The sequence below is a fragment of the Nocardioides sp. genome, from assembly GCF_034670285.1.
In the GTDB taxonomy this organism is placed as follows: Bacteria; Actinomycetota; Actinomycetes; order Propionibacteriales; family Nocardioidaceae; genus Nocardioides.
Genome location: NZ_JAXMNS010000042.1, coordinates 1 through 13430, shown reverse-complemented (window position 1 = coordinate 13430; position 13430 = coordinate 1). Strand labels below are relative to the sequence as shown.

Sequence of the window (13430 nt, the reverse complement as noted above, 5' to 3'; positions counted from 1 at the left end):
TGCGGCACCGGTCGACGCCGGGTGACCCACAGACGGTACGCGCTGGCGAGAGACAGGGTCAAACTCACCCGCGGCACTCCGCTCGCACCACCAGTCACAGCACGGCGTGTCGGCCCGCCGATGCTCGGTCCACGATCTAGCCTGCCCGCCCCTCGGAGCCGGCCGCCACCTCCTCACGACTCACAACTTGACTCACAGGCCTGTGGATGACGGGTTGCCCGGGTCGTCGCCCAGCGGTTACGTTCACCAGATCACGCCGGACGCCCCGAGCAGGTCACTCCTCCTCCGCGGCCGACGCGACGTTGCTCCCCGTACTGGCGAATACGGCCTCTGACCTGCGAAGACGTCATCACGTTCGCAAGCTCGGGGCTATCGCCGACACGGCGAGCGAGTTCTCCAGAACACACATGCACAGCCTGTGGACAAACCTGTGGACACACCACGGGGTACCCACAGCCGCCGCGACCCGCGATCTCCGACGAAACGATGCAACCGTGAACCAGCCCACCGAACTCGACCAGGCCTGGCGCACCGTCGTCACCGATCTCCAGCCCCACCAGCAGGCCTGGTTGCGGGCCAGCGCGCCGGTCACCCTGCACGAGAGCACCGCCATCATCGCGGTGCCCAACGACTTCACCCGCTCCCAGCTCGAGGGCCGGCTGCGCGCACAGGTCGAGGACGCCCTTACGATCAGCTTCGGTCGTGAGATCCGCATCGCCGTCACCGTCGACTCGGCTCTCGAGCAGACCGACGCCGAGCTCGCCGAAGCCGGGACGGCCATGGGTCGACTTGTCGACACGACGACAAGTCTTCATTCGGTTCCGTCCTCCCACGACGACCCGGCACCGATCGACTCCTCCCCTGCCGCCGACCACACGCCCCTCGGACTCGTCCCGACGCCGGCCGAGCGCCACTCCCCCGGCGTCGATCCGGCCAAGTCGTCGGCCATCGAGACCCGGCTCAACCCCAAGTACACGTTCGAGACCTTCGTCATCGGCTCGTCCAACCGCTTCCCCCACGCCGCGGCCGTCGCGGTGGCCGAAGCGCCGGGCAAGGCCTACAACCCACTACTCGTCTACGGCGAGTCCGGCCTGGGCAAGACCCACCTGCTCCACGCGATCGGCCACTACGTCCGCAGCCTCTACACCGGCGCCAAGGTGCGCTACGTGTCGAGCGAGGAGTTCACGAACGAGTTCATCAACGCGATTCGCGACGACCGTCAGGACCGCTTCAAGCGGCGCTACCGCGACGTCGACGTCCTGCTCATCGACGACATCCAGTTCCTGGAGGGCAAGACCCAGACGCAGGAGGAGTTCTTCCACACGTTCAACACCCTCCACAACGCCAACAAGCAGATCGTGCTGACCTCCGACCGGCCGCCCAAGCGCCTCGAGGCGCTCGAGGACCGTCTGCGCAACCGCTTCGAGTGGGGCCTCATCACCGACGTCCAGCCTCCTGACCTCGAGACGCGGATCGCGATCCTGCGCAAGAAGGCAGCGATGGACCGACTCACCGCTCCCCCGGACGTGCTGGAGTTCATCGCCTCGAAGATCCAGACCAACATCCGCGAGCTCGAGGGGGCGCTGATCCGAGTCACGGCCTTCGCCAACCTCAACAAGCAGGAGGTCGACATGACGTTGGCCGAGATCGTGCTGAAGGACCTGATCCCCGAGGGCGGCGAGCCCGAGATCACCGCGACGCTGATCATCGCCCAGACGGCTTCCTACTTCGGCCTCACCATCGAGGAGCTCACCGGCCCCAGCCGCGGACGCCACCTGGTCATGGCGCGCCAGATCGCGATGTACCTGTGCCGCGAGCTCACCGATCTCTCCCTGCCCAAGATCGGCGCCCAGTTCGGCAACCGTGACCACACGACGGTGATGTATGCCGACCGCAAGATCAACCAGCTGCTCGCCGAGCGCCGCGCGGTCTTCAACCAGGTCAGCGAGCTCACCAACCGGGTCAAGCTCCAGGCGCGACAGTCCTGAGCCGACCATCAGCGTGTGGCGGCGTGGGGCGGCGCGCGGCAGCGTGTAGTTCCCGACCTGTGGAGGAAGCCCCCCTCGAGGTCAGAACTACACGGGGAGGATCTGGGGAGCACTGTGCACCGTCGTCCACGGGGAACGTGTCATCCACCGGTGGCCCTCAGGCACTCCACTGCAAATGCACAGCCCCTGTGGACAACAATTGAGCGCGGTGACCTGCACGAACACCAGTTCTCCACAGACTCCACAGCTCCTATGACTACAACGGACCTGACATGAGATCGATGATTGGTCGAACTACATCCGGCCCACCCTCTGTGGAGAAACCCCACTGCGTGGCAGGATGCGACTCCGCAGCCATGGGCCACCAGACCTGACCTGGCTTGACCACTCCCGAATGCACCCGAAGGACCCATCGTGAAGTTCCGTGTCGAGCGCGACGTCCTCGCCGATGCCGTCGCCTGGGCTGCTCGCAGCCTCCCGGTCCGCCCCAGCGCTCCTGTGCTGGCCGGCCTTCTCATCGATGCGACCGCTGAGGGACTGGTCCTCTCGAGCTTCGACTACGAGACCTCGGCCCGAGCGACGCTCAACGCCGACGTGCACGACGAGGGCCGCGCCCTGGTCAGCGGTCGGCTGCTCGCCGACATCTGTCGTTCGCTGCCGGCCAAGCCGGTCGAGATGGTCCTCGACGGCGCCCGGGTCTCGCTGACGTGCGGGTCGGCGCGCTTCAGCCTGCAGACGATGCCGGTCGAGGACTACCCCACGATCCCGCAGATGCCCGAGGCCACCGGCACGGTGCAGAGCGACGTCTTCGCCCACGCCGTGGCCCAGGCCGTCACCGCCGCCGGCCGTGACGACATGCTGCCGGTCCTCACCGGCGTGCGGGTCGAGATCGACGGCTCCACCATCGCGCTCCTCGCCACCGACCGCTTCCGCCTGTCGCAGCGTGAGCTCGGCTGGGAGCCGCGCTCGCCCGACGAGTCGGTCGCAGCCCTGGTGCCGGCCCGCGTGCTCGGCGACACCGCCAAGTCGCTGACCGCCGGCAGCGAGGTCACCATCGCCCTGGCCACGAGCGGCAGCGGCGAAGGGCTCATCGGGTTCGAGGGCACGGGCCCCGGGGGAGTGCGTCGCACCACCACGCGACTGCTCGACGGTGAGTTCCCCAAGGTCCGCAGCCTCTTCCCGGCCGAGAAGCTCACCACCGCCACCGTCGACAAGGCGGCGCTGATCGAGTCGGGCAAGCGCGTCGCGCTCGTCGCCGAGCGCAACACCGCGGTCCAGCTCGCCTTCAGCGACGGCGTCCTGACGCTCGACGCCGGTTCGGGTGACGAGGCCCAGGCCTCGGAGTCGATTGAGGCCACCATCGTCGGCGAGGACATCACGACGGGCTTCAACCCGCAGTTCCTGCTCGACGGCCTCGGCGCGATCGACCAGCCCACGGTCGAGCTGGCGTTCACCCAGGCGTCCAAGCCGGTCGTCATCAGCGGCATCGTCGAGCCCGGTGCCGACGGCGCCGGCAGCGTCGACTCGGGGTTCCGCTACCTGCTGATGCCGCGCCGCTTGCTCTCCTGACAGGCTGGAGAGGTCGCGTGAGGCGGCGCTGAACGGCCCTGAAGCAGCCACACCACTCCCGCCCATCCCAGGAGGTAGCACCATGCACATCGGAATCGTCGGGCTCGGCAAGATGGGTGGCAACATGCGCACCCGTCTGCGCAACGCAGACCACACCGTCATCGGCTACGACCGCGACCCTGAGCTGAGCGACGTCGACTCGCTCGCCGCACTGGTCGAGGCGCTGCCCACCGACGCCCCCAAGGTCGTCTGGGTGATGGTGCCTGCGGGTGCTGCGACCGAGGCGACGATCCAGGAGCTGCGCGACCTGCTGGGGGAGGGCGACCTCGTCGTCGACGGCGGCAACTCCAAGTACACCGACGACCAGGCCCACGCCGACTCGCTCGCCGAGCGTGGCATCGGCTTCGTCGACTGCGGCGTCTCCGGTGGTGTGTGGGGCCTGGAGAACGGCTACGCGCTGATGTGCGGTGGCTCGGTCGAGGACGTCGCCAAGGTCCAGCCGGTCTTCGACTCGCTCAAGCCCGAGGAGGGCGGCTTCGTGCACGCCGGCACCAAGGTCGGTGCCGGGCACTTCTCCAAGATGGTGCACAACGGCATCGAGTACGCCGTGATGCAGTCCTACGCCGAGGGGTGGGAGCTGCTCGAGGCGGTCGACCTCGTCGACAACGTCACCGAGGTCTTCGACTCCTGGCGCGACGGCACCGTCATCCGCTCCTGGCTGCTCGACCTGCTCGTGGCAGCCCTCGAGGAGGACACCCACCTCGACAAGCTGCGCGGCTACGCCGACGACTCGGGGGAGGGGCGCTGGACCGTGCAGGCCGCGATCGACCACGCCGTGCCGATGCACGTCATCGCCGCCTCGCTCTTCGCCCGCTTCACCTCCCGTCAGGACGACAGCCCGGCGATGAAGGCGATCGCGGCGATGCGCAACCAGTTCGGCGGCCACGCCGTGCACACCCCGCCCCCGCCGGGTGGCGACGTCTCGACCACGCAGGACTGATCGAGGGCCCGTGCACGTCTCGCACCTCGCGCTGCACAACTTCCGCTCCTACCGTCTCGTCGAGGTGCCGCTGGGACCCGGCGTCACCGCCTTCGTCGGGCGCAACGGGCAGGGCAAGACCAACCTCGTCGAGGCGATCGACTACCTCTCGCGGCTCTCCTCGCACCGCGTCGCCTCCGACGCTCCGCTGATCAGGTCCGGCGCACCGCAGGCGATCGTGCGGGCCGCGGTGGTCAAGGACGGTCGGACGGCGGTGCTCGAGGTCGAGCTGAATCCCGGAAAGTCGAACAAGGGACGAATCAACAAGTCGACATTACCAAGGGTGCGGGATCTCGTCGGGCTGCTCCGCACGGTGGTCTTCTCACCCGAGGACCTCACGCTCGTGAAGGGCGACCCTGGTGACCGTCGTCGCTTCCTCGACGACCTCCTCGTGCTCCGGACGCCACGGCTCGCCGGCGTCCTGGCCGACTACGACCGCATCCTCAAGCAGCGCTCCACCCTCCTCAAGACCGCGGGCAACGCACGGCGGGGGAGCAGCAGCGCCGAGGGAGCCCTCAGCACCCTCGACGTCTGGGACTCCCACCTCGTGCGGGTCGGCTCCGAGCTGCTCGCCGAACGGATCGCCCTGGTCACCGAGCTGCGCCCCTACGTCGGTGCGGCGTACGCCGCCGTGGCTCGCGGGGCGTCGCGCGACGACGCGCATGTCGACTACAAGTCGTCCTTCGTGCTCCCCGAGATCGACGAGGCCGCACCCGACACCGAGGTGCTGGCCGAGGCGTTGCTCGCCGAGCTCGCGCGCCGGCGGTCCGACGAGCTGGACCGCGGGGTCTGCTTGGTCGGGCCGCACCGCGACGACCTAGTGCTGACCTTGGGCAACCGGCCCGACCCTGGTCCCGAGTCAGGGGAGGAGTCGGGTCAGGAGTTGGGGCAGGAGTTGGGGGAGGATGACGACCGGGCCGCAGTGCTCCGCCTGCCGGTGAAGGGTTACGCCTCGCACGGTGAGAGCTGGTCGTTCGCGCTCGCCCTGCGGCTGGCGTCGTACGACCTGTTGCGCTCCGAGGGCGATGACCCGATCCTGATCCTGGACGACGTCTTCGCCGAGCTCGACACCGGACGACGAGCCCAGCTGGCCGAGCTGGTCGCCGGCGCCGAGCAGGTGCTGGTCACCGCCGCGGTGCCCGAGGACGTCCCGGAGGCGCTGGCGGGCGTGCGCTACACGGTGGCAGCGGGGGAGGTGACGCGTGAGTGAGGAACCGGACTCGACCGCGCCCCAGCAGCCGACACCCCAACAGCCGAAGTCCCAGCAGCCGAAGTCCGAGCAGCCGACGTCCCAGGACGCGGGCCCGGACGACTCGACGCCGGAGCCGCACCGCGACGACGGCCTCGACCTGGCGCGGTCGCTGACCCAGGCGACGGCCGGCACCACCCCGGCAGCCCGCCGCAAGGCCTATCGTCCGCGAGGCGCCCCGGGAGGGGAGACCCGACGCGGACGCCTGTCGGGCGCGCACCCCGACGACCGGGATCCCCAGCTGCTCGAGGGCGAGCTGTCCCGGCTGGTGGGCGACCGCGGCTGGGCCCTCCCGCTGCGGATGCGCGGAGTCTTCGGCCGCTGGACCGAGCTGGTCGGCGACGACGTCGCTGCGCACAGCACCCCGGAGTCCTTCACCGACGGCACCCTGGTGGTGCGCACCGACTCCACGGCGTGGGCCACCCAGCTCAAGCTGCTCACCCCGACGATCGTGCGGCGGCTCAACGAGGAGCTCGGGCACGGCACGGTGCTGGTGATCAACGTCGTGGGGCCGCACCTGCCCACCTGGAAGAAGGGCCCGCGCTCGGTGCGCGACGGCCGCGGACCACGCGACACCTACGGCTGAGCCCAGCCTAGGTCCGGCCGATCTCCGGCAGTTCTCGTGCCGGACCGCTGCGCGCGCCACAGCCGATCTGACGGCCTCGACGCCGTACCCGGACTAGCAGGACCCCCCGCGGGGCCGCTCAAAGGGCTCTCAGGACCCCTCTGAGCGACATTTCCTCCACAGATGTGCCTCCTGAAGCGGTCCAGAGCGTGTTTCCCGGCGTTGTGAGGGGTAACATGGCTGTCGTTGGTCGCAGCCGCACACAGTCGTGCGCGGCGCGACCTTCGTCATGTCCCTGATGTCCTGCAACGAGGCGAAGAGGTCCCCGCGTGACCGAGCAGTCCACTCCCGACGAGACGGTCCCGACCGACCCGGTCGACCAGGTAGACGCAGCTGCGTCGGAGGTCGCTGGTGTCGCTGATGTCGCTGATCGCCCGGAGGCCGCTGAGGCGACCGACGACACCCGCGCGCCCGCCGCAGGTCTGCGGAGCAACGCCGTCGACAGCGACTACGACGCCTCCGCCATCCAGGTGCTCGAGGGCCTCGAGGCCGTGCGCAAGCGCCCCGGCATGTACATCGGCTCCACCGGCGAGCGCGGTCTGCACCACCTGATCTGGGAGGTCGTCGACAACGCGGTCGACGAGTCGCTCGCGGGACACTGCGACCGGATCGTGCTGACGCTCATGGCCGACGGCGGCATCCGGGTCGAGGACAACGGTCGAGGCATCCCCACCGACACCGCGCCCGGGCAGGAGATGCCCGCCCTCACGATGGCCCTGACGCTCCTCCACGCCGGCGGCAAGTTCGGCGGTGGCGGCTACAAGGTCTCCGGTGGTCTTCACGGCGTCGGGATCTCGGTCGTCAACGCGCTGTCAACCCGGGTGATCGCCGAGGTCAAGAACCGCGGGCACCAGTGGCGCCAGTCCTTCTCGATCGGCGTGCCCGAGGGCGACCTCGAGCAGGTGCGTCCGATGGAGCCCGGTGAGCGCACCGGCACGACCATCACCTACTACGCCTCGCCCGAGATCTTCGAGACCGTCACCTACAACCTCGAGACCGTCACCAGCCGCATCCGCGAGATGGCCTTCCTCAACAAGGGCCTCGAGATCGTGGTGCGCGACGAGCGGCCCGCAGCCGAGGAGGTCGTGGCAGCAGTCGAGGACGACACGGTCGACCACGACGTCGACGGCGCCGGGCACGACGCGATCCAGCGCGCCGAGGGCGGCGGGCTCGAGCAGGTCTTCAAGTACGACCGGGGCCTCGTCGACTACGTCGAGCACCTCAACCGCCGCAAGCACGTGGCGAACCCCTCGATCATCTCCTTCGAGGCCGAGACCCCCGAGAACGCACCGGGCGACCACATGAGCCTCGAGGTCGCGATGCAGTGGAACACGACCTTCTCGGAGTCGGTCCACACCTTCGCCAACACGATCAACACCCACGAGGGCGGCACCCACGAAGAGGGCTTCCGCACCGCGCTCACCTCCCTGGTCAACCACTGGGGCGAGGAGTGGGGCCTGATGAAGAAGCCCGAGGACCGCGTCAAGGGCGACGACATCCGCGAGGGCCTGACCGCGATCATCTCGATCAAGCTCGGCGAGCCGCAGTTCGAGGGACAGACCAAGACCAAGCTCGGCAACACCGACGCCAAGGGCTTCACCCAGCGCATCGCCCACGACCAGCTCGGCGACTGGTTCCAGCGCAACCCTCAAGAGGGTCGCGACATCGTCCGCAAGGCCCAGGCTGCGGCCTCGGCCCGGATCGCGGCTCGCAAGGCCCGCGACCTGGCCCGCTCGCGCAAGGGTCTGCTCGGCGGCGGGGGACTGCCCGGCAAGCTCTCCGACTGCCAGTCGACCAACCCCGAGGAGTGCGAGGTCTTCATCGTCGAGGGCGACTCGGCCGGTGGCTCGGCGCGTCAGGGTCGCGACTCCCGCGTCCAGGCGATCCTCCCGATCCGCGGCAAGATCCTCAACGTCGAGAAGGCGCGCATCGACCGCGTGCTGGCCAACACCGAGGTCCAGGCGATCATCTCGGCGCTCGGCACCGGAATCCACGAGGAGTTCAGCCTCGACAAGCTGCGCTACCACAAGGTCGTGCTGATGGCTGACGCCGACGTCGACGGTCACCACATCAACACGCTGCTGCTGACGCTGCTGTTCCGGTTCATGAAGCCGCTCATCGAGCACGGCTACGTCTACATGGCTCAGCCGCCGCTCTACCGCATCCGTTGGACCGGCCCGCCGTCCGACCACGAGTTCGTCTACTCCGACACCGAGCGCGACACGATGATGGCCCACGGCCTCGAGAACGGTCGCAAGCTCCCGAAGGAGAACCCGGTCCAGCGCTACAAGGGTCTGGGTGAGATGAACGCCGACGAGCTGTGGGAGACCACGATGAACCCCGAGCAGCGCCTGATGCTCCAGGTCACGCTCGACGACGCCGCCCATGCCGACGAGATCTTCTCGATCCTGATGGGCGAGGACGTCGAGCAGCGCCGCTCCTTCATCCAGCGCAACGCCAAGGACGTCCGCTTCCTCGATATCTAGCGCAACTACGGGCCGGGAGCAGCGAGCAAAGCGAGCGCAGCGACCGGGCAGCCGACTCGGCCCAAGCGGAGCGCAGCGCAGCGAGCACCGCATTGCGCCGCGTCGGCGGACGCAGAGCCTCTGAAGCGTTTCAAGCTTTTAGGAAAGTGAGTAAGACATGACCACCACCCCTACCGACGGCCCCGGCCCGGGCGGCCGGATCGAGCCGATCGAGCTGCAGACGTCGATGCAGCGCGCCTACATCGACTACGCCATGGCGGTCATCGTCGGTCGCGCGCTGCCCGACGTCCGCGACGGCCTCAAGCCGGTGCACCGTCGCGTGCTCTACGCGATGTACGACGGCGGCTACCGCCCCGACCGCGGCTTCTCCAAGTGCTCGCGCGTCGTCGGTGACGTCATGGGTCAGTACCACCCGCACGGCGACACCGCCATCTACGACACCTTGGTGCGCCTCGCGCAACCCTGGGTGATGCGGGCGCCGCTGGTCAACGGCCAGGGCAACTTCGGCTCGCCGGGCAACGACTCGGCGGCCGCCATGCGTTACACCGAGTGCCGGATGGCCCCCCTGGCCCTCGAGATGGTCCGCGACATCGACAAGGACACCGTCGACTTCGGGCCCAACTACGACGGCCGCTCGCAGGAGCCGGCCGTGCTGCCGGCGCGCTACCCCAACCTGCTGGTCAACGGCTCGGCCGGCATCGCGGTCGGGATGGCGACCAACATCCCGCCGCACAACCTGCGCGAGGTCGCCGACGGCGCGATGTGGGCGCTCGAGCACCCCGACGCCACCAAGGAAGAGCTCCAGGACGCGCTCATCGAGCGGATCAAGGGACCCGACTTCCCCAACGGCGCACTCATCGTGGGCCGCGAAGGCATCGAGCAGACCTACCGCACCGGCCGTGGCTCGGTCACCCAGCGCGCGGTCATCGAGATCGACGAGGACGCCAAGGGCCGCACCTGCCTGTCGATCACCGAGCTGCCCTACATGGTCAACCCCGACAACCTGGCGCTCAAGATCGCCGAGCTCGCCGACTCCGGCAAGGTGCAGGGCATCTCCGACGTCCGCGACGACTCCTCGGGCCGCACCGGGCAGCGACTCGTCGTCGTCCTCAAGCGCGACGCCGTGGCTCGCGTGGTGCTCAACAACCTGCTCAAGCACACCGAGCTGCAGACCAACTTCAGCGCCAACATGCTGGCCCTGGTCGACGGAGTGCCGCGCACGCTGTCGATCGATGCGTTCATCGCCAACTGGGTGGCCCACCAGGTCGAGGTCATCCAGCGCCGCACGCGCTACCTGCTCGCCGACGCCGTCCGCCGGGCCCACATCCTGCGCGGGCTGGTCAAGGCTCTCGACGCCCTCGACGAGGTCATCGCCCTCATCCGGCGCTCGCCCGAGGTCGACGACGCACGTCAGGGCCTGATCGAGCTGCTCGACATCGACGAGCTGCAGGCCAACGCCATCCTTGACATGCAGCTGCGCCGCCTGGCCGCGCTGGAGCGTCAGAAGATCATCGACCAGCTCGCCGAGATCGAGCTCGAGATCGCCGACCTCGAGGACATCCTGGCCAACGAGACCCGGCAGCGCCAGATCATCTCCGACGAGCTCGAGGAGATCGAGGAGAAGTACGGCGACGACCGCCGCTCCCAGATCATCGCCGCCGACGGGGACCTCTCCATGGAGGACCTCATCCCCGACGAGGACCTCGTCGTCTCGATCACGCGGGGTGGCTACGCCAAGCGCACCCGCGCCGACGCCTACCGCACCCAGAAGCGCGGCGGCAAGGGCGTGCGCGGGGCCAGTCTGCGCGGCGACGACGTCGTGGAGCACTTCATCGCCACGACCAACCACCACTGGCTGCTGTTCTTCACCACCGCCGGTCGGGTCTACCGCACGAAGGCCTACAACCTCCCCGAGGCCTCGCGCGACGCCAAGGGCGGTCACGTGGCCGGGCTGCTGAGCTTCCAGCCCGACGAGTCGATCGCCCAGGTGCTCGCGATCCGCGACTACGAGCAGGCGCCCTACCTGGTGCTCGCCACGCGCAGCGGCCTGGTCAAGAAGACCCGCCTGGGTGACTACAACTCGCCGCGTCAGGCCGGCGTCATCGCGATCAACTTCCGCGAGGACGACGACGAGCTGATCGGCGCCCAGCTGGTCGACGGCGACGACGACATCCTGCTGGTCTCACGCAAGGGCTCGGCGATCCGCTTCAAGGCCGATGACTCCCAGCTGCGCCCGATGGGCCGTGCGACCTCCGGGGTCACGGGCATGAAGTTCCGCACCGAGGACGACGCCGTGCTGTCGATGTCGGTGATCCGTGCCGCCCAGATCGCGGTCGAGGACGCCTCCGAGGACGCGATGGCCGAGGCCGACCTCAAGGTCCAGTACGTCTTCACGATCACCGACGGCGGCTTCGCCAAGCGCTCGCGCATCAGCGAGTACCGCGTCACCAACCGAGGTGGCCTCGGCATCCGGGCAATGGCCCTGGCCAACGAGGACCGCGGCGGCCTGGTGGGTGGCTTCATCGTCGAGGACGGCGACGAGATCCTCTCGATCACCGCTGCCGGGCAGGTCGTGCGCAGCCCGATCAACGACGACTTCCGGGTCACCGGCCGCTCCACGATGGGGGTCAAGTTCGTGACTCCCAAGAAGGGCGACTCGGTCGCGGTGGTCGCTCGCTCGGTCGAGGCCAAGATCGTCGAGGAGGTCGTCGAGGACGGCACCGAGGACGGGGCCGAGGACCGGGCCGAGGGGATTGACGGTTCTGCTGCTCAGGCCCCGGATGACACAATCGTGGCCGAGGCGGACGGCGCCGCAGAGGCAACAGCCCCCTCGGACCCGTCCGACGCACCCGACGAAGACGCACCCGACCACGGCGAGGTTGAAGGCTGATGACCGACAAGTCCGCTCCGACCCCGCCCACGACGGCGTCGTCCACGAAGCCCCAAGCGGGGCCGAAGCAAGCAGGGCCCAAGCAGGCGGTGCCCAAGCAGGCGGTGCCCAAGCAGGCGGGGCCCAAGCGGACCTCGGCTCCTCGCCCAGCGGAGGCCGACACCTCGGTGGGTGACACCGCCGTACGCCCCGGGTTCGCCGAGCGCCTCCAGGCTAAGCTCGCCGCCGGTGCTGCTGGTCTGCGCAGCTCGGCCGACGAGACCAGCACGGCGCCGGCTCCCGCTGCGGCCGCCAAACCGCGCGGTCCACGCCGGGCGCGACTGCGGCTGACCCGCATCGACCCGTGGTCGGTGATGAAGACGTCGTTCCTGCTGTCGATCGCCTTCGGCATCGTGACCGTCGTCGCGGTGGCCATGATCTGGAACGTCCTCGACGGCGCCGGCGTCTTCGACTCGGTCAACCAGACCGTGCGCGACGTCGTCGACGACCAGGCGACCGCGACGTTCGACGTCCGCGACTACATCGGCACCGACCGGGTCGTCGGCTTCACCATGCTCGTCGCAGCTGTCGACGTCGTGCTGCTTACTGCGATCGCCACGTTGGGAGCCTTCCTCTACAACATGGCAGCGGCCCTCCTCGGCGGCGTCGAGGTCACCCTCGCCGAGGACAACTGAAGGTTGGTCGGGGCCCTCGGGTCGGCGCCATTTTGGGTCGTCCTGACGGGTTGTTGTAATGTTCCATCGCTGCCGTGTTCGGCATGCGAATGGGCCTATAGCTCAGGCGGTTAGAGCGCTTCCCTGATAAGGAAGAGGTCGCAGGTTCAAGTCCTGCTAGGCCCACCAGATCTGCATGTCACCACCAGTACGACACCTTCACCACCGAGCAACATCAGCCTTCACGAGCCTGACCAGGGAGCACCCGATGAAGAAGATCCTGCTGCTGGCCCTCGCTGCCGCCGGCGCCGTTGTGGCTCGCAAGAAGGTCTCCGAGGGTCGCGCCGAGCAGGCGCTGTGGGCCGAGGCCACCGACTCGGTGACGTCGTCCTCCTGATCTGAGGATCCAGTACCACCCGGCATCACCATCAGCAACACCAGCAAGACCCAGGGGCCTTGGCGCAATTGGTAGCGCACCTGCTTTGCAAGCAGGGGGTTAGGGGTTCGAGTCCCCTAGGCTCCACCGACCGAGCAGCTCGTGCACAGTCCGAACAGCTCGACGATGTGGGTGACCTCGGTGAACCCGTGGTCCTCGGCCGCCTTCGCGGCCCACTTCTCCACGCTGGGCCCGCTGATCTCCACCGTGCGCCCGCAGCTGCGGCACACGAGGTGGTGATGGTGGCGCGGGCCGCAGACGCGATACATGATCTCGCCGTCGTCGCCGCGCACGGAGTCGACCTCGCCGTCCTCGAGCATGGTCTGCAGGCTGCGGTAGATGGTGGCCAGGCCGACCTTCTCGCCGCTGGCGCGCAGCTCGTCGTGCAGCTGCTGGGCGCCGACGAAGACCTTCGACTTGCCGAGGTGGTCGCGGAGGGCACGCCGCTGACGGGTGTCGCGGCGAGCCTTGGGGGCAGAGCTGGTCGGCTCGGTC

At 68.8% G+C, this 13430-nt stretch carries 10 protein-coding genes and 2 tRNA genes; 11 read left to right on the top strand and 1 reads right to left on the bottom strand.

Annotation, left to right across the window (positions count from 1 at the left end; translation table 11 throughout):
* The first annotated feature begins 407 nt into the window (after window positions 1-407).
* From dnaA to VOI19_RS03580, 11 genes are all read left to right on the top strand, one after another.
* Entirely contained in the window at window positions 408-1988 is a 1581-nt protein-coding gene (gene dnaA / locus VOI19_RS03630; protein WP_416366315.1) for a chromosomal replication initiator protein DnaA, read from the top strand.
* Between the two features lie 414 nt (window positions 1989-2402).
* On the top strand, window positions 2403-3557 hold the full coding sequence (gene dnaN, locus VOI19_RS03625; RefSeq protein ID WP_323791593.1) for a DNA polymerase III subunit beta: 1155 nt from the start codon (window positions 2403-2405) through the stop codon (window positions 3555-3557).
* Between the two features lie 82 nt (window positions 3558-3639).
* A complete protein-coding gene (gene gnd, locus VOI19_RS03620) occupies window positions 3640-4557 on the top strand; it encodes a phosphogluconate dehydrogenase (NAD(+)-dependent, decarboxylating) (protein ID WP_323791592.1) in 918 nt (305 codons plus the stop codon).
* A gap of 10 nt (window positions 4558-4567) precedes the next feature.
* On the top strand, window positions 4568-5806 hold the full coding sequence (gene recF, locus VOI19_RS03615) for a DNA replication/repair protein RecF (RefSeq protein WP_323791591.1): 1239 nt from the start codon (window positions 4568-4570) through the stop codon (window positions 5804-5806).
* The gene (locus VOI19_RS03610) at window positions 5799-6431 is read left to right on the top strand and encodes a DUF721 domain-containing protein (protein WP_323791590.1); all 633 of its coding nucleotides are present in this window, start codon (window positions 5799-5801) and stop codon (window positions 6429-6431) included. Before recF ends, VOI19_RS03610 begins: the two co-directional genes overlap by 8 nt.
* A gap of 461 nt (window positions 6432-6892) precedes the next feature.
* On the top strand, window positions 6893-8956 hold the full coding sequence (gyrB, locus tag VOI19_RS03605) for a DNA topoisomerase (ATP-hydrolyzing) subunit B (protein WP_323791595.1): 2064 nt from the start codon (window positions 6893-6895) through the stop codon (window positions 8954-8956).
* 157 nt (window positions 8957-9113) lie between these two features.
* Window positions 9114-11846 carry a DNA gyrase subunit A gene (gene gyrA, locus VOI19_RS03600; RefSeq protein WP_323791589.1) on the top strand — a complete coding sequence of 911 codons (2733 nt, stop codon included), beginning with the start codon at window positions 9114-9116 and terminating at the stop codon, window positions 11844-11846.
* Window positions 11846-12520 carry a DUF3566 domain-containing protein gene (locus tag VOI19_RS03595; protein WP_323791588.1) on the top strand — a complete coding sequence of 225 codons (675 nt, stop codon included), beginning with the start codon at window positions 11846-11848 and terminating at the stop codon, window positions 12518-12520. The genes gyrA and VOI19_RS03595 overlap by 1 nt, the downstream gene beginning before the upstream one ends.
* Before the next feature lie 91 nt (window positions 12521-12611).
* Window positions 12612-12688: transfer RNA gene (locus VOI19_RS03590), tRNA-Ile, on the top strand.
* 79 nt (window positions 12689-12767) lie between these two features.
* Window positions 12768-12896: a DLW-39 family protein gene (locus tag VOI19_RS03585; protein WP_323791587.1), complete on the top strand. Its 129-nt coding sequence runs from the start codon at window positions 12768-12770 to the stop codon at window positions 12894-12896.
* Window positions 12897-12949: 53 nt separating this feature from the next.
* Window positions 12950-13022, top strand: a tRNA-Ala gene (locus VOI19_RS03580).
* Here the strand turns inward: VOI19_RS03580 and VOI19_RS03575 are convergent.
* A partial coding sequence (locus VOI19_RS03575) for a transcriptional repressor (protein WP_323791586.1) occupies window positions 13013-13430 on the bottom strand: 418 nt, incomplete at its 5' end. The genes VOI19_RS03580 and VOI19_RS03575 overlap by 10 nt on opposite strands.

Excerpts from the sequence above, each read along its gene's own strand:
- dnaA (WP_416366315.1), top strand. The coding sequence starts at position 408 with ATGCACAGCCTGTGGACAAACCTGTGGACACACCACGGGGTACCCACA.
- gnd (WP_323791592.1), top strand. The coding sequence starts at position 3,640 with ATGCACATCGGAATCGTCGGGCTCGGCAAGATGGGTGGCAACATGCGC.
- gyrA (WP_323791589.1), top strand. The coding sequence starts at position 9,114 with ATGACCACCACCCCTACCGACGGCCCCGGCCCGGGCGGCCGGATCGAG.
- VOI19_RS03595 (WP_323791588.1), top strand. The coding sequence starts at position 11,846 with ATGACCGACAAGTCCGCTCCGACCCCGCCCACGACGGCGTCGTCCACG.
- VOI19_RS03585 (WP_323791587.1), top strand. The coding sequence starts at position 12,768 with ATGAAGAAGATCCTGCTGCTGGCCCTCGCTGCCGCCGGCGCCGTTGTG.